20 protein-coding genes are annotated in these 23365 nt (G+C 40.5%); 6 read left to right on the forward strand and 14 right to left on the reverse strand.

Annotated elements, in window-relative coordinates:
• Positions 1-6: 6 nt before the first annotated feature.
• From ACKI39_RS06400 to ACKI39_RS06410, 3 genes are read right to left on the reverse strand one after another with little or no spacing between them, the layout of a single operon-like run.
• Positions 7-1698, reverse strand: a complete 1692-nt coding sequence (locus ACKI39_RS06400; protein ID WP_407398784.1) for a hypothetical protein — start codon at positions 1696-1698, stop codon at positions 7-9.
• A 13-nt stretch (positions 1699-1711) separates the two neighbouring features.
• A complete protein-coding gene (locus ACKI39_RS06405; protein ID WP_407398786.1) occupies positions 1712-3466 on the reverse strand; it encodes a response regulator in 1755 nt (584 codons plus the stop codon).
• Positions 3467-3495: 29 nt separating this feature from the next.
• Positions 3496-4965: a monomeric [FeFe] hydrogenase gene (locus ACKI39_RS06410; protein ID WP_407398788.1), complete on the reverse strand. Its 1470-nt coding sequence runs from the start codon at positions 4963-4965 to the stop codon at positions 3496-3498.
• Between the two features lie 95 nt (positions 4966-5060).
• On the opposite strand from ACKI39_RS06410, the gene ACKI39_RS06415 reads away from it, so the two are divergent.
• From ACKI39_RS06415 to ACKI39_RS06430, 4 genes are all read left to right on the forward strand, one after another.
• Complete coding sequence (locus ACKI39_RS06415; RefSeq protein ID WP_407398790.1) at positions 5061-5837, forward strand: TIGR02757 family protein; 777 nt, start codon at positions 5061-5063, stop codon at positions 5835-5837.
• Positions 5838-5849: 12 nt separating this feature from the next.
• Entirely contained in the window at positions 5850-6149 is a 300-nt protein-coding gene (yhbY, locus tag ACKI39_RS06420) for a ribosome assembly RNA-binding protein YhbY (protein ID WP_407398792.1), read from the forward strand.
• A gap of 10 nt (positions 6150-6159) precedes the next feature.
• The gene (locus ACKI39_RS06425) at positions 6160-6570 is read left to right on the forward strand and encodes a cytidine deaminase (RefSeq protein WP_407398794.1); all 411 of its coding nucleotides are present in this window, start codon (positions 6160-6162) and stop codon (positions 6568-6570) included.
• Positions 6571-6704: 134 nt separating this feature from the next.
• Positions 6705-8108, forward strand: coding sequence for a GntR family transcriptional regulator (locus ACKI39_RS06430; RefSeq protein WP_407398795.1), 1404 nt, complete (start codon positions 6705-6707; stop codon positions 8106-8108).
• 464 nt (positions 8109-8572) lie between these two features.
• Here the strand turns inward: ACKI39_RS06430 and ACKI39_RS06435 are convergent, their stop codons facing one another.
• The 11 genes from ACKI39_RS06435 to dnaA form a co-directional block, all read right to left on the reverse strand.
• Positions 8573-9670 (reverse strand): peptidylprolyl isomerase, encoded by a 1098-nt coding sequence (locus tag ACKI39_RS06435; RefSeq protein ID WP_407398797.1) that lies wholly within the window; start codon positions 9668-9670, stop codon positions 8573-8575.
• The gene (locus ACKI39_RS06440; RefSeq protein ID WP_407398799.1) at positions 9667-10434 is read right to left on the reverse strand and encodes a DUF6675 family protein; all 768 of its coding nucleotides are present in this window, start codon (positions 10432-10434) and stop codon (positions 9667-9669) included. Before ACKI39_RS06440 ends, ACKI39_RS06435 begins: the two co-directional genes overlap by 4 nt.
• A 24-nt stretch (positions 10435-10458) precedes the next feature.
• Positions 10459-11163, reverse strand: coding sequence for an RNA-binding cell elongation regulator Jag/EloR (gene jag / locus ACKI39_RS06445; RefSeq protein ID WP_407398801.1), 705 nt, complete (start codon positions 11161-11163; stop codon positions 10459-10461).
• 29 nt (positions 11164-11192) lie between these two features.
• Positions 11193-13004, reverse strand: a complete 1812-nt coding sequence (gene yidC, locus ACKI39_RS06450) for a membrane protein insertase YidC (protein WP_407398803.1) — start codon at positions 13002-13004, stop codon at positions 11193-11195.
• A 20-nt stretch (positions 13005-13024) separates the two neighbouring features.
• The gene (gene yidD, locus ACKI39_RS06455) at positions 13025-13246 is read right to left on the reverse strand and encodes a membrane protein insertion efficiency factor YidD (protein ID WP_407398805.1); all 222 of its coding nucleotides are present in this window, start codon (positions 13244-13246) and stop codon (positions 13025-13027) included.
• A complete protein-coding gene (gene rnpA / locus ACKI39_RS06460) occupies positions 13243-13605 on the reverse strand; it encodes a ribonuclease P protein component (RefSeq protein ID WP_407398807.1) in 363 nt (120 codons plus the stop codon). Before rnpA ends, yidD begins: the two co-directional genes overlap by 4 nt.
• A gap of 16 nt (positions 13606-13621) precedes the next feature.
• Positions 13622-13777, reverse strand: a complete 156-nt coding sequence (rpmH, locus tag ACKI39_RS06465; protein WP_318689530.1) for a 50S ribosomal protein L34 — start codon at positions 13775-13777, stop codon at positions 13622-13624.
• Positions 13778-13914: 137 nt separating this feature from the next.
• On the reverse strand, positions 13915-14457 hold the full coding sequence (locus tag ACKI39_RS06470) for a DciA family protein (RefSeq protein ID WP_407398810.1): 543 nt from the start codon (positions 14455-14457) through the stop codon (positions 13915-13917).
• Entirely contained in the window at positions 14454-15548 is a 1095-nt protein-coding gene (recF, locus tag ACKI39_RS06475; RefSeq protein ID WP_407398812.1) for a DNA replication/repair protein RecF, read from the reverse strand. Before recF ends, ACKI39_RS06470 begins: the two co-directional genes overlap by 4 nt.
• 19 nt (positions 15549-15567) lie before the next feature.
• Positions 15568-16683, reverse strand: a complete 1116-nt coding sequence (gene dnaN / locus ACKI39_RS06480; protein WP_407398814.1) for a DNA polymerase III subunit beta — start codon at positions 16681-16683, stop codon at positions 15568-15570.
• A 306-nt stretch (positions 16684-16989) separates the two neighbouring features.
• Positions 16990-18468 (reverse strand): chromosomal replication initiator protein DnaA, encoded by a 1479-nt coding sequence (gene dnaA / locus ACKI39_RS06485; RefSeq protein ID WP_407398816.1) that lies wholly within the window; start codon positions 18466-18468, stop codon positions 16990-16992.
• Positions 18469-18769: 301 nt separating this feature from the next.
• Here dnaA and gyrB point away from each other — a divergent pair, with 301 nt between their 5' ends.
• Both gyrB and gyrA read left to right on the forward strand, forming a co-directional pair.
• Positions 18770-20773 (forward strand): DNA topoisomerase (ATP-hydrolyzing) subunit B, encoded by a 2004-nt coding sequence (gyrB, locus tag ACKI39_RS06490; RefSeq protein ID WP_407398818.1) that lies wholly within the window; start codon positions 18770-18772, stop codon positions 20771-20773.
• An 84-nt stretch (positions 20774-20857) separates the two neighbouring features.
• Positions 20858-23338: a DNA topoisomerase (ATP-hydrolyzing) subunit A gene (gyrA, locus tag ACKI39_RS06495; protein WP_407398820.1), complete on the forward strand. Its 2481-nt coding sequence runs from the start codon at positions 20858-20860 to the stop codon at positions 23336-23338.
• Positions 23339-23365: the final 27 nt, after the last annotated feature.

Consider the following 23365-nt stretch of genomic DNA (forward strand, 5'->3'; position numbering starts at 1 on the left):
CATGGATTATTCTTCTTCCATGAATGGATGAACGCCAAGGTAACCTGTCGTAGGACATTCAACATAGCCTAGATTATTTGATGAGCCAGATACAGAAATGCTAGAAAAAATAAAGTCGTTACTATTAAAGCTAGATGAATAGCTAGCCTGACCACCAGTTTCAGTAGCACTAATTTTGAAAAGAGGCACAACAGCTTCCTTTTCTACATTCATCGCAAAGTTGTCAAGATTTACCTTTACAATGCGGGAAACCCTGAATATATTTCCCGACCGGCCAACAGAGTCAGGCTGATAAATTCCATTTGGAACACCCGGGTATATAATATCCTGGCAGCCATCATGGCGTCTTGTCCAGTCAGCAAGACGAACATTTACACCTTCATCTACAATGTAAACTTCCTTTGGCCTTACGCAGACAATGCGCTTTGGACCGCAAAAATAATTTTTTCTTTCAGCTTTTGACGGCCCATAAAGGTCAACATTTCGAAGAGTTTCCCTATTACTATAAGCCATAGGTTTTTCTCCATTCTGAGTTAAAGTTCTTTTCTTTGAATCATCAAACCAGCCGCCAATTTTGTTTTTTATAAATCCATTATTATCATAAGACAATTCAGCAATGGCACCACGGCTGTATATTGTGCCATTTCCTGTATAATTATCTATAGTAATTTGATTAGACATGAAACTCGGCAAATTTTGAGACAGAAGCATCAGGATTTTGCCTTTTTCAATTATGACCATATCCGTAATCTGTGCATTTTTATATTGATCACCAAAAATGTCATTTACTTTCATTTTTGAAACTTGAGTAATGGATTTTTGTTCTACATCTATCGTTCCATAATAAATTGCACAAAACTTCATTTGTTCACCCTCTGGGTATTCTACTTCTTCTCCATACAGGAAAAACTTATTTCCTTCCACACAGAAGCCTTTATAACCGCTAAGCAAGTTATTATCAATTTGTCCTGCTTCAATACTTCCTATATTTTCAATCTCTCTTTCTACAAGATTAACCTTAAACAGTTGTCCGGCACTATTGAAATTATTGAAAAGATAAAGAACTTCACTTACGGCATCATAATATAGTTTTACATTATGGTCTTCACCAATACTTTCGTTGTGAATACTAAAATCACCATTACCTTTACACTTAACATTACCAGCGTCCAGATAATAAATATCACCATTCTTGTCTTCGGCATATGATGTGCTTTTAAAATCTACTTCCCCTTCATTTATTTTAAAATCAGAAGGTATTTTACTTACGCTGTCGTAAACTTTATAAGAATTGTTAGCGCCTGCATTAAACATCACAAATTTTGTCTTCAGTATTTTTTCTATGGCAAGAGTAAGGTCCGCAACGGCAGTTTCATTTGCCGATACCTCAACGGTCACCGACACCTTTTTTCCTGCAACATCACCAATGTATGGAACAACGGAAACCGTATACTCACCCACAGGCACGTTTTCAAATTCAATATGGCTTCCCCATTTGCCTTCCTTAGAATCTTCTACAGGTCCATCGATTGAAACAACAAGATTTGTGATGTTGTGGGGATTCATGCTCAGTACGGATCTTGTACCGCCACCAAAATCAATGGAGATTGTTCCATTCTTTTCAGGTTCCTTGTTCAGCATTGAACAGCTGCAAAGGAAAAACACGGAGGCAACAAGTGCCATCATAAATTTTTTCATAGACTCCTCCTGTCTACTGGTTGTAGGAAACCTTGTCCTCAGGCAACAGCCTGCTTACGGTTCGTTCAAGTTTATCACATTCAATAGGCTTGGTTATGTAGTCGACAAAGCCTGCCTTTTCATAAGTCTCCCTTGCTCCGTTGAAGGCGTTTGCCGTCAGCATCACACAAGGAGTGTCTTTATTCAATCCGTTTTCATTTTTCTTAAGCTCTCCAAAGGTCTCTATTCCATTCATGCCAGGCATCATATGGTCGATGAGGATCAGGTCATATTTTTCCTTCTCGCACATCTTTAGGCATTCATCGCCGCTCTGGGCAAGATCCACCTTCATGGCAGTCTGCTTAAGTAGATTTTCAATTACATAAAGGTTCAGGTCGATATCATCAACTACAAGAACCTTTGCAGTTGGCGCCGTAAACAGAACCGTATATTTCTTTGCAGGACCCGCTGCAGATTTTTTGAAATCAACCTTTCCTACGGGATCAAAGTTGATTATCTTCTGCATTATCCTTAGTGCAAATTCAGAGCCTTCACCATAGGTACTCTGCACCTCAATGTCTCCACCCATAAGCTTTGCCAGCTGCTTAGAAATGCGCAGTCCAAGACCTGTTCCCTCAATGTTCCTGTTCTGTTCGATGTCAAATCGTTCAAAGCGGCCGTACATTTTCCTCAGGTCTTCTTCACGGATTCCGCTTCCCGTATCCTTTACCGAAAAAAGCATTTCAATGCTGTCAACCTTCCGCTCTCCCGTGATGGAGTAGGTAACGCTTCCTTCCCTCGTGTACTTTGCCGCATTGGTCAAAAAGTTAAGAAGAATCTCGCGTATCCTTGAACCGTCTCCCAAAAGCACGGATGGAAGATTTTCATCAAGATTGATTTCAAATTTCAAGTTCTTCTTTTCAATCCTTTCGCTTACCATTACGACAGTCTCGCGGATCAAGGTCCTAAGGTCGTATTCACTTGAAACGATTTCTATCTTTCCCGACTCGATCTTTGAAAGGTCAAGGATGTCGTTGATTATGGAAAGAAGTGCCTGTCCGCTGCTGTTTATGTTTTCCGCATATCCGCATATCGCATCATCCTTGCTTTCCCTAAGAATCATTTCATTCATTCCAAGAATTGAATTTATCGGGGTACGGATTTCATGGCTCATATTTGAAAGAAAGTCGCTCTTTGCATTGTTTGCTTTTTCCGCCTCATCCTTTGAAGACTGAAGGATTTTATTCTGTGAAAGCAGATAGCATACAAGCTGGTAGGATATTTCCGCCAGAAAAAGAATATAGACGATACCGATGATCAGATCCGACCAATAGTTGTTATGTGAATTGAGATCATGGTATCTGAACACGAAAGAAAGTATCACACCTATGAGACTGAACAGGGAAACAAGTACATTCAGTTTCTTTATCATGATCGGCACGGAAAGAAGAATAGGAATAACAAAGATTATCTGTGTAAGCGTAAAGTAATAATGCTGACATGCAATTACGGTACAGATGGAAACAAGAGAAAAGCTCATTACATAGGACTGTTTCGTCTTATTGCCTTCAAATATTTTCATGAGCACATGTTCCACCGCAAGAACCATTCCATTCAGAATATTTGAAAGGACAATCCAGCGGAAAACCCATTTTGCATCCCTGATTTCACCAGATTCGGAGAATTCAAAAATTGAAATCACCACCTCAAGAATCAGACATACGATTGCCAGAGTATATGCTGTAAAAATAAGTGAACGACTTGCTCTTTTGTAGCTTTCCCTATCCATTTTTTATCAACTCTCTTTCCCGTTGTCTATCACTTGCTTTTATCCTGAGCCCCAGCCTCTACATACTTGTCAAGCTGAGTTTCAGCCTGCTTTACATTCTTTCGTATGCTAGGTCCACCGATGCATCCACCTTCACATGCCATGACCTCAATGAGATTTGGCGTATCAGGTTTCAACGGAATCTTACCGCTGTTTATGAGACCGTAAGCATTCAACATCTTCATACCGCTTTTTGTAAGTCCGTTGATTTTTGCAGGACGAAGAATGGTCTTGTCCGTAAGCCTGAGTGCTACCGCATCAAGAACTCCGCCAGACTTTGCGAAATTCCTTCCGCTTGCAGTAGGAATGATCGTTCCTGGAGCAGATTCCATTTTTGAAACATCGATTTCCTTTGCAATGAAAAGTGCCTCTATGTCCGCAGTACTTAAAACATAATCAACCATGTCGTCGTCAAAGCCTTCGCGCCTCTTTGCAAGACAAGGTCCGATAAATACGGTGATACATCCAGGGTCTGCCTTTTTTGCAATTTCCGCCGTATAGTGCATTGGACTCCTTGTCTCAGATATACATTCCGCAAGTGCTGGAACATGCTTTTTAACTGCGCGAACATAGGCAGGACAGCAGGAGGTTGTCATCATCTTGTCTCCACGTGCCATGCGCTCTTCAAATTCCCGAGCTTCATTATCCGCACAGATGTCGGCTCCTATGGCGACTTCCCAGGTGCGGTCAAAACCAGCCTTAAGGAACGCGCTTTCAAGCTGACCTGGAACCGCATCAAACTGAGACGCTATGGCAGGTGCATAAAGTGCCACAACTTTTTTTCCGCCGTCCATGATGTGCTTGATTACATCAACCAGCTGGCTCTTGCTCATCATGGCGCCGAAAGGACATTCCCTCATGCAGTTTCCGCAGAAAATGCACTTATGGTAGTCGATCCTTTCGTGTCCGCTTTCGTCCTTGCTGATGGCTCCTACAGGACAGGCTTCTTCACAAGGAACTGGAATTTTTATGATTGCGTGGTACGGACAGTTGTCGAGACATTTTCCGCAGTTGATGCAAAGGTCCTCGTTGATATGGGCATGGCGGTCAACGGTGATGGCCTGCTTAGGACAGTTCATCTTGCAAGGACGTGCATCGCATCCCTGGCAGGCATTGGTGACCATATAGTGTGCCTTGACACAGGCATTGCATGCTTCATGAAGAACAGTGAGCATTGGCCATGTAGGCTTTTCTCGCGAAAGGGCTTCCTTCGCAAAAGAGCCAAGGGTTCTTTCTTCATCAATGTTCTCGACAGAAATTCCCATACGGGCAATGGTACGCATACGGATTATTTCTCTATCGTGGAAAATACAGCAGCGTAGGGGAGGCTTGTCACGGGGAACCATTTCGCGTGGAATGAAATGCACTCCTTCCTCAAGCTTTCCTTCAAGCTGAAGCTTTGCTATGCGGACAAGGATCTCTTTTTTTACGTTTGCAGTATTGTTATTGATGTTCAACATATTTCCATATTATAGCGTTGTATACATCATTTGTCATTATCACTTCTGTCGTCATAAACTTGTCCGCCATTCTTCTTTAAGTATATAATCCAACCATGCTTACAGAAGAAACCGCCAAAAGACTGACAGCTCTTGCAGATAAATACGAGAACAAAGACTTTCTCCCAAAGGATCCTTCGAAATTCATGCACCAGTATTCCGATCCCAAGGAACAGGAAATAGCCGCCTTTCTCGCAGCCAACATGGCATTTGGCAGACGGGACCAGATTCTTTCCCACACGGAAGAGGTTCTAAAGGCAGCTGGAACCGACCTTATGAAATGGATACAGAATAAAGGGTACAGAAAATTCTTTACAGAAGGGAACAGATCCTACTACAGGATGTACACCCACAATGATTTCCTTGTTTTTTTTGACACCACAGCCACTTTCATTAAAGAATCTGGCTCCATCGGAAACCATTTTAAATCCATCTACACAAGACAAGCCGACCCAAATGCATATCTGGCACCATTGATCTGCAACCTTTTTCCACAAAACTGTCACCTTATACCACATTCAAGGGGTACAGCCGCAAAAAGAATGAACATGTTTCTACGTTGGATGGTTAGGGACGGTTCGCCAGTTGACCTTGGACTTTGGAAGGACTGGTATAGCAAACAGAACCTTCTGTTACCATTGGATACCCATGTAATGCAGGAAGCCGCAGCTCTGAACCTGCTTCCGCTGTCTCCAAAGGGCAATGCTCCAGCAGCATCCTTCAGGATCGACCTTCAGCTGACGGCCCTTATGGACACTGTTTTCCCAGGAGATCCTTGTCGCGCGGATTATGCTCTTTTTGGTTTTGGTGTGGATAAAGATGCCGATTCATGATAACCTATAGCCATGATTGAATTGACAAGCAAACAGAGAAAAGCCCTTGAAAGACAGGCACACGACCTTAATCCTGTAGTAATCATCGGACAGCAGGGAATTACAGAAAACCTTGTTAAGATGGTATCAGATACACTCAAATCCCATGAGCTCATCAAGGTCAAGTTCAATGAATACAAGGACGACAAAAGGGAATATTCAGAGGACATTGCCAGCCGCACCGAATCAACATTGGTAAGGGTCATCGGAAATGTTGCGATTTTCTACAAAGAAAACGAAGATCCAAAAAAGAGACGCGTCACTTTAGACTAAGGAGGACAGAATGGAGCTTGAATCGACAGCCATCAAGGAACTTATTGCAAAGGCAATCAAAATGCTGGATTATTCCTATGTTCCATACTCCCACTTTCATGTAGGAGCAGCTCTCCTTGCAAAAAACGGGACAGTCTACACAGGATGCAACATTGAAAACGCAGCCTATGGACCAAGCAACTGCGCAGAACGCACCGCTGTATTCAAGGCTGTAAGCGAAGGTGTCAAGGAATTCGATGCCATCGCCGTTGTAGGAGGTCCAGAAGGGCAGATAAAGGACTTCTGTCCCCCTTGCGGAGTATGCCGTCAGGTTCTTGCTGAATTCTGCACTAGGGATTTCAAGGTCATCCTTGCAAAATCACTGGAGGAATACAGGATATTCACCCTTGAACAGCTTCTTCCTGAAAGCTTTTCACTCTAATACTGTATCCACCATAGGTTCTGGGGTACTTTTTTGTACCCATAGAACATTAAAAACATTTGCTTTTTCGCTATTCCCAATTTATAATATAAAGACCCGTTTTATGGGGACAGATTTAAATTTGGGAGCCTACCGTGAAAGAAATCAAAATTGAACTGGACAAATCAAGCAAAGTAAAACTATACCACCAGTTGTATCAGATTTTTGTTGATCTGATCGACGTCGGTGAACTTTCTGTAGGATCAAAGCTACCGTCAATTAGAAATCTTTCTGAAGACTATGGAATAAGCCGCAACACCGTCACAAAGGCCTACAGTGAGCTTGAAAAGGACGGATATATATATTCCCTCGTAAAGAGTGGATTTTTCGTAAAGAACCCCCAGGACGCCGCTCCAAGCGATTCAAAGATTGCAGTAAACACGGAAAGAGACATCCAGGAAGACAACGAAATCCCTACAGTCGATTCCCTTCTCAGAAACAGCACCGCAGCTGCGCTTTCCGAAACAGTAGACAATTCAGACCTTGTTCTTACAAACATGGATGCTTCCTCGGATTCCTTCATAAAGAACGAGACCATGATCCTTAGGGATACTCTTTCTGCAGATGAAATTTCTTCTCCTGAAGAAAGAAAAGGTATTGAAACGAATACAAGCGCAAAGAAAGAAGTTTCATTCCTGATGAATTCTGGAGACATCGTTACTTCAAGAAACAGCGATGAAAAGATACTTTCTCCAAATTCTGCCTTCATAGACAGCTGCATTACAGCCCTTGCGGAACACCATAACCGCCTGGAGGGAGACAAAAAAGCTGACATACAGGGAGAGGCACCTTTAAGGATCGCCATTGCCGCTTTCATCTATAAGTTCCATAAAATCGACATCAATCCAGCGCAGATCGTTCTTGGATCAAATCTTTCATATTCAATCTACCATCTCCTTCAGTTGGAGGAATTCTACAATCCATCAAAGGCAATCCATGGTCTTCTACAGCTTGCAGAAAATTCAATATCGCCAGATTCAATAGAACCTGTGGCTGCAATTACCAGCGACATAGACCAGAGCATCATAGGTGCCTTCAACGCGGCTGGAATAAAGACGGTCATCGTCGATATGGACACCACGGAAGAACAGATTGCGATGATGGAAAAACTGAAGGTAACGATTTTCCTTTCTACGACAAGAACCATAGAGTCAAAGAAGGTTTCAAAAAAGGACCAGCAGCTTATGTTCAACTGGCTCAAGGCAAAGGAATACAGATACCTTTTTGAATACGACAACATAGCAGAACCTCACGATTATGAAACAACGGAAAACTATACCGCAAGGGAAAAATGGATCTACATCAACAGCTTTTCAAACCTTATATCAAAGTCCATAAGCACTTCTTTTATGTTCCTTCCAAAAAAGGTCGTAGAAAAATACAAGGATAAATTCAAGGATTTTGGAAGCCCACTTTCAATGATCGACCAGTGCGGCCTCATAGACTTCCTGATGAAAGGAAAGCTGTTCAATTACCTTACAAATCTTGAGCAGCTGTAGATGGATTAAACAAAGGGGACAGACCCCTTATTTCATAGATGGATTAAACAAAGGGGACAGACCCCTTATTTCAAATTCTACCATACAAGAATTTACTGAATTTTCCACAATTTGTGGATAACTTGTGGAAAAAGTAAAATTTAAAGTGAATTTTCCACAGAATTTTGTGGAAAACCATGTTAACAATGTGGATAAATCAGTGAATTCCTTGTGAATTTACTCTTTTTTATGAAATTCTATCCAAATTTCAGTGGATTTACCTATACATTTATTACAAAAGGCTATGTACGTAAAAAGTGTTGTTTTTTGCAACAAATGTCACCTTCGGGCTTAACCCGGAGGTCTTTTAATATTCAAGATTGTAGGATCCAGTCCGACAATGATACAATTTCCGGACATAGCCAAACAAAAAAGGCTGCAGAATTATTTCCGCAGCCTTCTGTATTTTTAGCCTTAAGCTGAATTTATTTGATCTTTACAAGCTCGATATCGAATGCAATGTATGCGCCGCCAGGAATTACTCCAGGATAACCCTGGTCACCGTAGGCAAGGTCACTTGGCACAACAATTGTCCTTAATTCTCCAACCTTCATGTCCTGAACCATGATGTCAAAGCCAGGAATCATCTGTCCGCCAGCTGTCATAAAGTCCAGAGGTTCATGTCCACCCTTAAGAAGTTTTGCAGAACCATCGAAAACAGTACCATCAACAAGGTATCCCTTGTATTCAGTTGTAACCATCTTTCTGGCACCACACTTATCTCCCTTGCCTTCCTTTTTAGTCTTCCAATAGATTCCATTTTCATCTGTTGCAAAACCTGGGAAAGCCTTTTCAACAGCGGCAATCTTTGCAGCATTTGCCTTCTTCTTTGCTTCAGCAGCAGCTTTCTTTGCAACTTCTACCATCTTGTCAAAATCTGACTGTGTTGCATTGAACTTTTCAGCATCTGCACCCTTGCGGTATATCTTGATGGAATTCATCTTATCGCCCTGTGCAACTGCGTTTACAACTGCCTGGCTTTCTTCGTCTACTACGATACCAAAAATTGTGTGCTTTCCGTTGAGCCATGGAGTAGGGACATGTGTAATGAAGAACTGAGATCCGTTTGTGTTTGGACCTGCATTTGCCATTGCAAGGTAACCCGGCTTGTCAAACTGATACTTGTCGCACCATTCGTCGCCGAATTTATATCCTGGGCCACCTGCACCTGTTCCCTGTGGGTCACCGCCCTGAATCATGAAATCTGCAATTACGCGGTGGAATTTGAGGCCATCATAGAATGGCTTTCCCTTTGCTGCATCAAGAGTTCCTTCTGCAAGACCAACGAAGTTTGTTACTGTCATTGGTGTATCCTTGTAAAGAAGTTCAATTGCAATGTCTCCCTTGTCTGTAGAAATTACAGCAAAAAGACCTTCCTTTCCTTCGATTGATTTTTCGCCGCTCATGTTTTTCACAGCCTCCTTCTTTATTGTTGTTGTTTTGTTGTCTGTCTTCTTTGGCTTGCATCCTCCAAACGAAAGGAACACAAGTCCTGTACACAAAGCCGCAACCAGTTTTTTCATTTATTTCCTCCCACCTGTTTCATGAAGCATCCATAGATTGCATCAAGCCTCGACAGCAAGGATTTCTTTATCTTGTCCTCAAGAAAACCAAGACTGAAGAAATCTGCTTTCTCGGCCATATAAACCAGGTATTCATCACCACAGTCAATAAAGACAGCTCCAATGACAAGATTGCCGTTTGAAACTGCCCGTACAGGTCCATAGCTTACAGAACTAACGTTAGTAAATTCTGCAGCCACTTCATCTGCCGTCTGTGTATAAGAAATTCTGTAGTTTGTCTTGCCAAGGGAATGATCATCAAGGAGACAATATTGAACCTGGCCGTCTGCATTTCCTTCAGTCATGTCAGGAACCTTTGTCCTGTCCGAAGCATCCTTTATGCAATAGGCATTCTTGTACAGAATTTCAGTTCTTTTTTTCCTGTTTGAATAATATTCCGTTCCTTCAAGCCTGCTTACAGCCCTGAGTATTACGGAAACATCGTCAATGGAAGTCCCGTTTTTTGGAAGAAGGTATAGATTCTCTCCTGTCATGGATGTAAGGTTGAGTTCCTTCCATCCTCCAAAAACCTTTTTAGAAACTTCAGTATCAGGTAAAAGTTCAAGAGTGTTTGATTCATCGTTGAACCTGTTTACCTGAATTTTGCCTTCCTTTTTAAGAATATCGTAGTTTTCCTCACCTACAATATCCCTTGCAGTATAGGAAAAGGCACTGCCACCGATACCCATGGCAACGGCGGCCATAAAAATAAACAGCTTTTTCATAAGCACCTCTCGGGCTTTGATTTATCAGCGTACTCCCTTATAGATTACGCGTACCTGTTTATATAAACCATCTCCTTCCGATTTGGTTTCAACATCTGCAATATCATTTAAAGTTGTATGGATAAGACGGCGTTCAAAAGGATTCATCGGCTCAAGAAGCATTGATGTCTTCTTCTGACGAACCTTGTCTGCTGTTACATAGGCAAGGCGAACAAGGGATTCTTCGCGGCGGATCCTGTAGTTTTCTGTATCGAGAATAACGCGTACGTCTTCCCTTCCAAGGTGACCTGCATAGATGTTTACGATGAGCTGGAGTGCATCAAGATTCTTTCCCTTGCGTCCAATGAGGATTGAAGAAGAGCTGCTTGTAAGCTTGATACCAATCTTTCTGTCTTCGCGGAACATGATCTCAACTGCAACTTCATAACCCATTTTTTCTACGACAGTCTTCGTAAAGTCTACGAGTTTCTGTTCAAATTCATCCTGTGGCATTGGATTTGAAACTACCGCCCTTGAAACTGAATCGGAAATCTTTCCGTCAAATTCTGATGAAACCTGATTCTGAGAATCAACTGTGTGAACGCGGATCTTAACATATCCGTTCTTAAAAAGGCTTTTCTTCTGTGATTCAAGAATTTCTACATCAAACTGATCCTTTTCAAGACCGAGTTCCGAAGCTGCCTTTTCAATGGCTTCCTTTTCTGTCTTTCCTTCGTATTCGTATGTCATATAATACTCCCTTAAAAAAGTTATTATCTTTATCTTGTTTTTTTCTTTCCGCCCTTGAACTTGAGTTCATTGGCATTTACAGGCTTCTTTGCAGCCATTTCCTTTCTCTTCTTCTTCATTACGCTGTTGATAACAAGCTGCTGTCCAATCTGAAGGATGTTGCTTGTTGTCCAGTAAAGGAGAAGTCCACTTGGAACATTGTAGAAGAGGAAGAAGAACATGATAGGCATACCGTATGTCATCATCTTCATCTGGCTCTGGCTGGAAGCTGCTCCTGGGTTACCGAACTGTGTAATCTTTCCGTTCAAAAGCTGAGAAATTGTGTAGATGAAAGGAAGAAGCCTCAAGTTGTTCATTGTGAATCCAGAAATGAAAGGAATTGCCTTGTTCCATGTCCAGATTGAATCACCTGTAGAAAGGTCATCTATCCATCCTGCAACGAAGCTTGCACCGCGGAATTCAAAGTAGTTGTTGAATACGTTGTACATTGCAAAGAGGATGAACATCTGAACGATCATTGGAAGACAACCTGACATAGGGTTGTATCCCACTTCCTTGTAAAGCTTCTGCATTTCAGCACCAAGCTTTGCCTGGTCATTCTTATACTTTTCCTGAACTTCCTTCATTCTTGGCTGAAGTTCCTGCATCTTGAGTGAACCTACCGCCTGATTCTTGTTGAGAGGGAAGAGGATTATCTTGAGAATCAATGTAAGTATGATGATTGAAACACCCCAGTTACCTACAGGTCCATGAATCTTATCAAGAGACCACTTGAGGATTCTTTCGATAGGGGAGAAAAGACCGCTTGACTGCAATGCCATGTTGAGCCTTGTGTTTGTAAGGTTCCATGCATTCTTTGTCTGGTCATTGTATTTGATGAGCTCTGCTTCCTGGCGAGGTCCAACATAAATGTAGTATGTATCGTTTACATTTTTTTCAGTAATTGCTTTTCTTGAAAGCATTACCTGAGTTGTATCTCCCTTGTCGGAAATTGCCTTTACGGAAGAATTCATTGTAAGAGGTGCAACAGGCTTAATGAGCATTGTAAAGTATTTACCGCCTGTACCCGCCCATTCAAGGTCACCAATTTCATAAACCCTGTCAGTAATATTTTTTCTGATTTTCTTTGCACCATTCAATGCAAGGAACTGTCTTACTTCGTAACGGTTTTTCTTGTCATATTTTGGTCCAATCTGTGGTGATGTTCTGATTGTATAGGCTGAACCGCTCAAATCAAGCTTATTTCCTTCTTCCTTTGAAAGCACTGAAATTTCAAGCTTGAAAGCATAGTCGTCATCGGCAAAAGTATATTTCTTTCCGAATGTAAACCTGTGTGGATTTCCGTCTGAATCCTTGATTTCATAATCGCGGTAGAAAAGAATTGTCTTTGAATCCTTCATTGAAACATTGAAAATGTCATCAAGTACTGCACCGTCAAAACCGCCGAATGCTGTAGTAAAGGCCTTGTTGTATGCTGAAACGTTCATTGCCATTTCAACACCGTCACCTGTTTCCTTGTCCTTGTGTTCAAGGAGTTTGTAGCTCAATACATCTCCACCCTTGTTTGTAAAGACAACCTTAGCCTTATTTGTTGATATTACATATTCCTTTTCGGAAACATTTTCGTCTGTGGAAGAAGTTTCTTCGGCAAAAGAAGCAGAAATCATTTCGTTTTCTGACTGTGCCTTTTCTTTTTCCATTTCTTTCTGAGCCTGCATTTCTGCAGCCTGGGCTTCTGCCTGTGCCTGCTTTTTAGGCGCTATGTACTTGCTCTGAATGAAGAATGATCCTATAAGAACCAGACTTGAAAGAACAACGGCAATAATACTGTTTTTATCCATGATAAATCCTCTTTCTGCCGTCAGGGAACAGGATCATATCCCCCTTCATGAAAAGGATTGCATCGCAGTATTCTTCTGACGGCAAGATAAAATCCCTTTAAGGGACCATGTTTTCTGATTGCTTCAATGGCATACTGAGAACAGCTGGGCGTATAACGACAGCAGTCTGGCAAAAGAGGAGAAATACAAACTTGATAAAACCGTATCAAAAGGCACATGAATTTCACAAGGAAATTTCTCAACCCTTCAATAAACCAGCTTTTATGCATAATGTCTTAAATTGTTCACACCGCGAGAGGAACGAGTCATTTCCGGGATATACTAAAAAAAGCATATCGTAGCCGGTGTTCAGGTGTGCTTTAAAAAAACGATATGTTTCACGGCTGTAACGCTTGGATCTGTTTCTTTCTACAGCGTTGCCGTAACCACGGGGAAGGGGAAAACCTATGCGGTTGATATTCTTATCATTCAGCATGAAAAAGAGTTTTGCTCCTTTCACACTGACTTTCTTCCCCGTCTTAAAAAGTTTCTGGATGTCGGCAGGTTTTTTTATGTGTTCTTCACGCTTAAAAAAACCTGTTTTTAACAAGTCCGTATCCATCCTATTTCACTTATTATCAGTAAGGCTTCTTCTCGTCTGATACAGAGAGCTTATGGCGACCCTTAGCTCTTCTTCTAGCGAGAACCATTCTTCCACCTTTTGTTGCCATTCTAGCGCGAAAACCAAACTTTCTATTGCGCTTAACTTTACTTGGCTGGTATGTACGTAACATATGACGACTCCTCTATTATATTAAAATAATTTCAATTTTAGTAAGCGATATTATCATTATTTTAAAGACTTGGTCAACAATAAAACCTATACAAAATGATAAGTTTTTTTAAGGAATTCCTTAAAATTCCTTTGTTTTCAACGTTTTTCAAAATCTTTTTCAATATCTTCAAATATCGATTTAAGATCAGGAGGCAACTCCCTGTTCTTTCTTTTTGAAAGAAGTTCAGATTCCGCAGGTTTAGGTCCTTTTTCTTCTTCCTTTATCTGCAGTTCAGCAATATCCCTTCCTGCTTTTTCTTTCATTTCCACTGTCTCTTCTGCAAATCCTCTTGCCCCAGCAAGCTTGAATGCAATGTTCCTTATTCCATATTTGTTTCCATTCATCTGGAATCCCTTCAATATGAAATTCTTGTAGAACTGAAGAAGAGAAATATATCCTGGATGATCTGCCTCTACCAGAAGCACACCATTCCTTATATCGACAATCCTTGAATGGTCATATAGGTTGTTTCCAAGGTAGTCATTTCTTTTTTCGTCAATATCTGGAGAAGACTTTATCTTTGATACTATCCTGTTCCATTCGCTGTATATATTGGCCGCTTTATTTGCATCTTCCACCGCAATGTGGGAAAAAAGATTTTCCATCAAGTTGGCCGCAGTCATAACATTTTCATTCATATGGACCTATTCCATTTTCCTTCTTTGATTTCATATACAAGAGTATTTTCCCTCTTGTATCTATCATATGGTTCACCAGGAAGAAAAGTACAGAAAAGCTGATCATATTCAGGAAGCAGAGCAGTAACCTTCTTTCTTTTTTCAGGATCAAGTTCAAGAAGAACATCATCCATAAGAAGAACAGGCTTCTTTCCCGTTATCTGACTATAGAAAACCGCCTGTGCCGTTCTTAGAATAAGGGAAACAAGTCTTCTTTGTCCTGTGGATGCCTTTGGAATGAAAGCACTTCCATTCCTTTCAAATACTATTCTGTCACGGTGAGGACCACTCAGGGTAGTTCCCCTCATTATTTCCATTTCCCTGTTTTTGAACAGGTATTCCTTCATAATATAGTCACAGTCTAGACCTTCTCCATATTCTTTCCATGAAGGAAAATATCTTACATGCACACCGTCGATTCCCGTTAATTCTTCATATATTCTGTCAAAAATCTGATTGAATTTAAAAACAGCGGATTTTCTTTTCTTCTGAATTTCAATTCCATTCTGTATCAGCTGTATGTCATAGGATTCAATTAGACTTAAATTTCTTTCAGCAAGACAAAGGTTTCTGCTCTTAAGTATTTTTCTGAACCTTCTCATCACGTCTATGTACATCACATCGTACATGCTTAGTGACTGGTCAATAAAGAACCTTCTTCTTTCAGGAGCACCTACGGCAAAATCAAGATCATCATGGCTATAAAGTACACATGGAATAGTATTAACAAGTTCTTTTCTGTCATGTATGTTCTTTCCATCTTTTTCGATGGATTTTTTCTTATCTTTGATTTTAAGAAGGGTAGTGTGAGTGGATCCTGATTCCTCGCGGAACATGGAATATAAACTCATCTCACTTTCATTGTTCTTTATAATCTCATTTTCCTGATGTGTCCTAAAAGAAGAACCATAGGCACAATAATACAATGACTCAAGAAAATTGCTCTTCCCCTGTCCGTTTTCACCTATGAAAAAAACCTCCCTGGAAGACAGATCAATAGTCTCGTTTGAGAGGTTTCTGAAATTATATGGAGTCAATGAAATGAAGGGCACTCTTTATTTCCAGAGAATCCTATTCTTTCTGCATAGGCATGATGATGTGGAAATAGTCTCCTGCAGGTTCAGGCCTCATTGTAAATGCCTTCATTTCTTCAGTGAATTCAAAAGCTACCACATCTGTAGTAATTCCGCGAAGTGGTTCCTCAACATATCCATAGTTCATTGCAATTGAAAATTCATCACCAGCATACATGCAAGGAATTTCAGCATCAGCACTACCAATATCAACCTGAGCAGAAGAAACCTTAAGATTACCGTTGGATATGTTGAAATAAATTCTTCCAGCTTTTCTATCAACCATCTGAGAAACACTCTTCAACGCATTTAAAAGATCTGCCTTTTCCACAAGAAGGTAGCGTTCCTGATTTTCAGGAATTACAGCTTTATAGTTAGGGAAATTTCCTTCAATAAGGACTGCTCCGAATTTATGGTTTGCAAACTTAAAGAAAATCATTCTTTCCACGATTGCAATAAAGATGTTTCCTTCTTCAGGAGCATGCTTAAGAACTATGTTAAGAATTTTTGGATGGACGATGGCAGAACGGAAATCAAACAATCCTTCAAGCTTTTTAGACGCAAAGCTCAATCTTCTTCCGTCGGTAGCAACCAGATTAAGGCTTTCATCCTTTTTCTCAAAATATACACCGTTCATGAAATAGCGGGTTTCATCTTCACTTACGGCAAAATAAGTCTGGGCAATCATCTCCTTTATTTCTTTTGAAGAAACCTCAAAGTAAGGAACATTTTCAGCACTGAAGAAATCAGGGAATTTTTCATCCGACATGCTTCTCATTTCAAACTTGTTTCTTTTATCAAAAGTTGAAATTTTAACCTTAACAGAATTCTCTTCATTTACTTCCTGTAAGAATTCAATTTCCCCAGAAGGCAAGGCATTCAATATTCCAAGGAATTTGTCACAGTAAACTGTGGTTGTTCCTTCTTCTATTACCTGAACGGGTATCTGAGTTTCAAAATTTATCTTTATGTCGGTTGCCTTAAGAATAAGCCTATTGTCCTGTGCGCTGATAAGGATATTAGAAAGAATAGAACTTGCATTCTTTGTAGAAATGATTTCCTGGGCAATAGAAACTTCCTTAAGCAATGAATCTCTATCAAATGTAAATTTCATTTTTATCTCCTTGCTAAAATCAGCATATGGAATTTCGTATGCATAATTTTTGCATAAATATACATTTTAGTTTTTTGAATTCACAGCACTAAGAATTTATAAATTTATAAATTTTAGTAGTAGTAATAATAGGGGATGTGAATTCATTAAGAAGTCCCTTATTTCTATATATTATATGGATTTATATTGTGAATAAGTATGATGTGGAAATTCACTTTTTATACACTTTTCCACATTGGTTGAACTTATACACAAGTTATCCACATCATAATATCATAATCACATATAGTTTTCCACATTTAAATTCTATATCTTCTTATATTCCCTTATCTTCCTTGTAAGTATCTCAAGGGTATCTATCATGCTTTCATCGGTCTTTAGAAGGCTTTCTATCTTCTTGTTGCTGTTCATTATGGTGGTATGATCTCTTCCACCAAGTTCTCCTGCTATTTCAGTGAAGGTTCTGTCAGTCAATTTTCTTGAAAGATAAACCGCTATGTGACGAGGCATTGCGAATTTAGGATTTCTGGCTGTACCCTTTATGTCTGCTATTGTTATGTTGTAATAGTTGCAGACAACCTTAAGTATAGTATCGATGGTTACAGATTCGTCTGTATTGCCTGTAATGCTGTCGCTTAGAAGCTTTTTTGTAAGCTCAATGGTAAGTTCTTTTTCCATAAGTTCTGCATAGCCTATAAGCTTGTTTAGGTTGCCTTCAAGTTCACGGACGTTGGACTGAATGTTTCTTGCTACATATTCAATTACTTCCGCAGGTGCAGTTTTACCCTTGAGTTCCAGCTTTTTCTGAAGAATGGCAATCCTCATTTCATAGCTTGGAGGCTGAAGATCTATTGGAGTTCCAAGGTTGAATCTTGACTTAAGTCTTTCATCTATGTCATTGAGTTTTGAAGGATGGCTGTCGCAGGTGAAAATCATCTGGGATTTTCTCTGGAAAAGGGCTTCAAAGGTATAGAAAAGTTCATCCTGGGTGGAATCCTTCTTTTCAAAAAAGTGGATGTCATCGAGTAGCAGTACATCTATTTTCCTGTATTTTGATTTGAAGGCTTCCGTAGTTTTTTCCCTCAGGGATTTTGTGAATTCATTTGTGAAGTTTTCTGCGGTTATATAGCAGATGTTTATGTTTTCTTTACCCTCAGGAGGATTGTTGTATATGTAGTTTCCAACCGACTGCATCAGGTGAGTCTTTCCAAGACCTGTTCCTCCATATATAAGGAGAGGATTGAATTTTTTACCTGGATCCTTTGCCGCAGCAAGAGATGCACTGTAGGCAAATTCATTATTCTCACCTACCACAAAGCGATCAAATGTATAGTCTTCTCTTAGTTGAGGATGCTTTTTTACTTCTTTTACAGGGGAATAATTCAAATTTATGGGTACACTTTTGTTTTCATCTGTACCCGTTGATTTTATTTCATCATCTGTATCTGTTTTATTTATGGGTACAGATGATGGGGTGTCAGAATTTGCTGTGAGTAGTGCAGATTTTTTTGAATTTTCATCCTCATATATAGGTTTTATGGTTATATCATTTCCGCAGAGAACCTTTATCTTGTTCTTTATGTTCTGTATGTGTCCCATGTCAGTTAAAGTGTTGAACATGAATTTTGAAGGAAATGAAACTGTAAGCTCAGAATTTGAATCTTCAATGTACTTTATTCCTCTGTACCAGATTTCAAATTCGATAGAGTTTTTGTTTGCAATGTATTCCTGCTGTATCATGTTTAGGACTTCGTCCCAGAAAATCTTGAAATTCTGACTGCTCATAGGGGCGATTATATCTGAATTTTTTTATGAATTCAAATTTGATTTGGCGTTTTGGAACATGATGTGACCTGGAGATGAATAAAATAAAATTGAGCATGGAATGTATTTATAACCTAATCTACAAACTTGCAGCAGAAGGTATGGTCATTAAAACTCCGCGATTATAAAGCAGGTTTTTATATCAAATATTTTAATGTTTTTTTCTATATAATTTGTATCTTGTTTTATTGAAATTTTAAGGGATTTTTGTTATATTTTTATCTCTTATACCTTAAAATTCAGTTTAAAACGAGGAAAATAAATGGCAGATAGCAAAGAATACGGTGCTGACAACATACAGGTTCTTGAAGGTCTTGAACCTGTTCGTAAAAGACCTGGTATGTACATTGGATCTACTGGTCCAAACGGTTTGCACCATCTTGTATACGAAGTCGTAGACAACTGTATAGACGAAGCGATGGCAGGATTCTGCCATAACATCATAGTTGCCCTTGAAAGGGATGATATTTGCCGCGTAGAAGACGATGGTCGTGGTATACCTGTCGATATAAATAAGAAAACTGGTATATCCGCCCTTGAGCTTGTTTTGACTAAGCTTCATGCTGGAGGTAAGTTTGATAAATCAAATTACAAGGTTTCTGGCGGTCTTCATGGTGTTGGAGTTTCCTGTGTAAACGCTCTTTCTGACTGGCTTGAGGCAACAGTCCACCGTGACGGTAAGGTATATTGTGAAAAATTCAAGAGAGGAATTCCAAACAAGGAAGGGGTACAGGAAATAGGTACCACCGACCATACTGGAACTATCATCCGTTGGAAAAGTGATGCCACTATCTTCACTGAGACTATCCAGTATGACTTTGATGTTCTTCTTGCTCGTCTTCGTGAACTTGCATTCCTCAATCCTGGAATACAGATTACATTCCGTGATGAACGCCTTGAGACTGCCAAGGAAATGGTCCTGAAATTTGAAGGCGGTATAAACGAATATACAAAATTCCTTAATGCTGAACTTAGGAATAAGAAAAAAGCCGACAAGGTTGTTCCTGAAGAACCTGTTTACATCACTGGAGAACAGAATGACGTGATTGCTGAAGTTTCCCTTCAGTACAACGATGGTTACGAAGAAAGCATCTATTCCTATGTAAACGACATCAATACACGCGAAGGCGGAACCCATCTGGACGGTTTCAAGAACGCCCTTACCTTTGTAATGAACAAGGCTTTGGACAGCAATGAAAAGCTTTTCAAGAAACTCAATCCAAAGGTTGATAGAAACAAGAAACCTAGTGAAGCCGACAAAAAGAAGGAAGTAAAGGTGGAGCGTCTTACTGGTGAAGATGTACGCACTGGTATTGCCGCAGTCATTTCCGTAAAGGTTCCTGAACCTCAGTTTGAAGGACAGACAAAACAGAAACTTGGAAATACAGAAGTACGCTCAATCGTATATTCACTTGTTTCAGAAAAACTTACCCAGTGGTTTGAACAGAATCCGCAGATCTGCAGTTCAATTCTTGAAAAGGCAGTAAACGAAGCTTTGGGACGCATCAAGGCACGTAAGGCGATTGAAACAAACCGCAAGAGTGGAATGGATTCCTTTGGACTTCCAGGAAAACTTGCAGACTGTTCATCTAATAGACCTGAGGAATGTGAAGTATACATCGTCGAAGGAGATTCTGCCGGCGGTTCAGCAAAGCAGGGTAGAAATCCAAAGACCCAGGCAATTCTTCCGCTCTGGGGTAAGATGCTCAACGTAGAAAAAGTTGATCCTTCCAAAGTTATGGGCAATGAAAAGCTTTGGCCTGTAATTGCTTCCCTTGGCACTGGAATTGGAAAGGACTTTAACATTGAAAAACTTCGCTATCACAAGATCATCATCATGGCTGATGCCGATGTGGACGGTGCTCATATTTCAACCTTGCTCATGACCTTCTTCTTCCGCTTTATGCCTCAACTGATTGAAAATGGATATGTGTATATTGCCATGCCTCCTCTTTACCGCGTTGAATACAAAAAGCAGAAATACAAGAAATTTGTTTTCAGCGATGAAGAACGTGATATGGCTTTGGAAGAGCTTGGAGAAAACCGAGACAAGGCAGAAGTTCAGCGTTACAAAGGTCTTGGTGAAATGGAATGGCAGGAGCTTAAGGAAACTACCATGGATCCAAAAAACCGTAAGATGAAGCAGGTAAAGATTACTGATGCCCAGACGGCGGATCAGATATTCTCCATCCTCATGGGTGATGATGTAGATCCTCGCCGCAAGTTCATCGAAGAAAACGCAGAATACGCAACTTTGGATGTTTAATGATAATGTCATCCCGAGCTTGATTCGGGATCTCTTTTAATAATTTGATTCTGAAACAAGTTCAGAATGACGGGAAATAATTAAATGATTGAGAAGATTAAATACGAAGAAAAGCAGACACCTGAAGGTGGATATGTTTTAACTGCACCGATTGAACATGAAATGCAGCGTTCCTTCATCGACTATTCCATGTCGGTAATTGTAGAACGTGCTTTGCCTGATGTACGCGACGGTTTAAAACCAGTTCATCGCCGTATTCTCTATGCCATGGCAGAAGAGAATTTGACTTCCGGTGGAAAGACAAAAAAATGTGCTACCGTAGTCGGTGATGTACTCGGTCGTTACCATCCACATGGTGATGCTTCCGTTTACGATGCAATGGTTCGTCTTGGTCAGGCTTTCTCTTTAAGGTACATGCCTGTTACAAAGCAGGGTAACTTCGGAGGTATAGACGGATCTCCTGCAGCCGCTTATCGTTACACTGAGGCAAAGATGTCAAAGGTTGCCGAAGTAATGGTAGAGGACATCAAGAAGGATACAGTTGACTTTGCTCCAAACTTTGATGATACAAGACAGGAACCAAAGGTTCTTCCTGCAGCATTCCCATTCCTTTTGTGTAACGGTTCTACAGGTATTGCTGTCGGTATGGCTACTAACATGCCTCCTCACAATCTCAAGGAAGTCGGAGCCGCTATCTGTGCTTACATCGATAATCCTGAATGTAAAGTTGAAGACCTGATGCAGCACATGAAGGGTCCTGATTTTCCTACAGGTGGAATCATCTTTGGAAAGAAGGGCATTGCCGATGCCTATAAGACTGGCCGTGGAAAAATTTTAATCCGTGCCCGTTTTACCATTGAAGTAGATACAAAGGGTAAGGAAAAAATCGTATTCACTGAAATTCCTTACCAGACAAGAACGGATGACCTGGTTAAAAAAATCGCCGACCTTGCAAAGGATGGAGTAATTGAAGGCATTGACCGTGTAAATGACGGTAGCCATGGTGATGATGTACGCATTGAAGTTGATATTAAAAAGACGGCAATTGCAAAGATTGTAATCAATCAGATTTTTGCAAAGACTCCTCTTCAGTCTTCATACGGAATCATAAACCTTGCCCTCGTTCCTTCTGGAAATGGTCTTGCTCCTCAGGTTTTAAACCTCAAGCAGATAATAAAGCATTTTGTCGACCATCGCGATGAAGTAATCACACGCCGCACGAAGTTTGAGCTTGCAGTTGCAAAGAAAAAGGAACACATCCTTGAAGCAAAGATTACTGCAGTTGACTGTGTTGATGAAGTAATACAGATCATCCGTTCCAGCAAGGATGAACCGGAAGCTAAGAAGAGACTCGAGGCAAGATTCGGTTTTGATGAGGAACAGTCACAGGCAATCGTAGACCTTCGTCTTGGTGTTCTTACATCTTTGCGCATCGATGAACTTAAGATTGAAATGGAACAGCTCAAGGCAGAAATTGCACGTCTTGAAGATCTTCTTGCCCACCATGAAAAAATCCTCAACCTCATCAAGGAAGAGACAACTGCCATCGTTGAAAAATTCGGTGATGACAGAAAAACTGACATTGTTGCAGGTGAAGTTGAATCCATAAACGTTGAGGATATGATCAAGGAAGAGGACATGTGCGTTCTCATTTCAAAACTTGGTTATATTAAGCGCGTTCCTGTTTCACAGTATAAGAGTCAGGGTAGGGGAGGCAAGGGAGTTATTTCCGCTAAGCTTGTTGAAGAAGATTACATCAACCAGATGTTCGTAGCTTCGACACACGACTACCTTATGTTCATTACAACTGCGGGAAAAGCTTATTGGGTCAAGGTTCACGAAATCCCTGAGGCAAGCAAGACAAGCCGTGGAAGCCATGTAAAGTCTTTGCTTATTCTTGGAAATGAAGACATCACAACAACTGTTGCCCTCAAGGATTTTAAGGATGATGAATTCCTCTTTATGGCAACTGCAAACGGTGTCGTAAAAAAGACTCCTACAAGTGAATTCAAAAATGCAAAATCACGCGGAACAACAGCCGTTCGTCTTGATGAAGGTGATACCCTTGTAAGTTCTATTCTTTCTTCTGGAAAGGATGAACTTCTGCTTGTAAGCCGCCGTGGTCAGGCATTGAGAATTGAAGAAGATGATGTTCGCCCTATGGGTAAGACAAGCCGTGGTGTTGCAGGTCTTAAGCTTGCAAGTGGTGATGAACTTACTGCCGCAATCAGAATCGAAAAGGAAGATGATGCCCGCATTCTTGTAATCACTGAAAAAGGAATTGGAAAACGAGTTGATCCTGCTGAATTCAGTGCCCACGGTCGTGGAACCGGAGGACAGAAAATTTTTGGAAATGTTGATGACAAGGGTGAGATCATCGGAGCCCTTTGCGTTCGTGAAAGCGACAGCGTAATGTGCATCACAAGCCAGGGAACTTCAGTCCGCATTGAAGCTAAGGACATCACAGTTCAGGGAAGAAGTGCAAGCGGAATCAAGGTTGTAACAATCACGGATCCTGATTATGTTGTAGGTGTTGACCGCATCACCAACGAGGATGAAAAATAAAAACTTAAATCAACATTAAATTGATTT

The organism is Treponema sp. (assembly GCF_045641405.1).
Classification (GTDB): domain Bacteria; phylum Spirochaetota; class Spirochaetia; order Treponematales; family Treponemataceae; genus Treponema_D.

Bases quoted from the DNA above. Each gene is read 5' to 3' on its own strand.
- ACKI39_RS06400 (WP_407398784.1), bottom strand. From the start codon at position 1,698: ATGAAAAAATTTATGATGGCACTTGTTGCCTCCGTGTTTTTCCTTTGC.
- ACKI39_RS06405 (WP_407398786.1), bottom strand. From the start codon at position 3,466: ATGGATAGGGAAAGCTACAAAAGAGCAAGTCGTTCACTTATTTTTACA.
- ACKI39_RS06410 (WP_407398788.1), bottom strand. From the start codon at position 4,965: ATGTTGAACATCAATAACAATACTGCAAACGTAAAAAAAGAGATCCTT.
- ACKI39_RS06415 (WP_407398790.1), top strand. From the start codon at position 5,061: ATGCTTACAGAAGAAACCGCCAAAAGACTGACAGCTCTTGCAGATAAA.
- yhbY (WP_407398792.1), top strand. From the start codon at position 5,850: ATGATTGAATTGACAAGCAAACAGAGAAAAGCCCTTGAAAGACAGGCA.
- ACKI39_RS06425 (WP_407398794.1), top strand. From the start codon at position 6,160: ATGGAGCTTGAATCGACAGCCATCAAGGAACTTATTGCAAAGGCAATC.
- ACKI39_RS06435 (WP_407398797.1), bottom strand. From the start codon at position 9,670: ATGAAAAAACTGGTTGCGGCTTTGTGTACAGGACTTGTGTTCCTTTCG.
- ACKI39_RS06440 (WP_407398799.1), bottom strand. From the start codon at position 10,434: ATGAAAAAGCTGTTTATTTTTATGGCCGCCGTTGCCATGGGTATCGGT.
- jag (WP_407398801.1), bottom strand. From the start codon at position 11,163: ATGACATACGAATACGAAGGAAAGACAGAAAAGGAAGCCATTGAAAAG.
- yidC (WP_407398803.1), bottom strand. From the start codon at position 13,004: ATGGATAAAAACAGTATTATTGCCGTTGTTCTTTCAAGTCTGGTTCTT.
- rnpA (WP_407398807.1), bottom strand. From the start codon at position 13,605: ATGGATACGGACTTGTTAAAAACAGGTTTTTTTAAGCGTGAAGAACAC.
- rpmH (WP_318689530.1), bottom strand. From the start codon at position 13,777: ATGTTACGTACATACCAGCCAAGTAAAGTTAAGCGCAATAGAAAGTTT.
- ACKI39_RS06470 (WP_407398810.1), bottom strand. From the start codon at position 14,457: ATGAATGAAAATGTTATGACTGCGGCCAACTTGATGGAAAATCTTTTT.
- dnaN (WP_407398814.1), bottom strand. From the start codon at position 16,683: ATGAAATTTACATTTGATAGAGATTCATTGCTTAAGGAAGTTTCTATT.
- dnaA (WP_407398816.1), bottom strand. From the start codon at position 18,468: ATGAGCAGTCAGAATTTCAAGATTTTCTGGGACGAAGTCCTAAACATG.
- gyrB (WP_407398818.1), top strand. From the start codon at position 18,770: ATGGCAGATAGCAAAGAATACGGTGCTGACAACATACAGGTTCTTGAA.
- gyrA (WP_407398820.1), top strand. From the start codon at position 20,858: ATGATTGAGAAGATTAAATACGAAGAAAAGCAGACACCTGAAGGTGGA.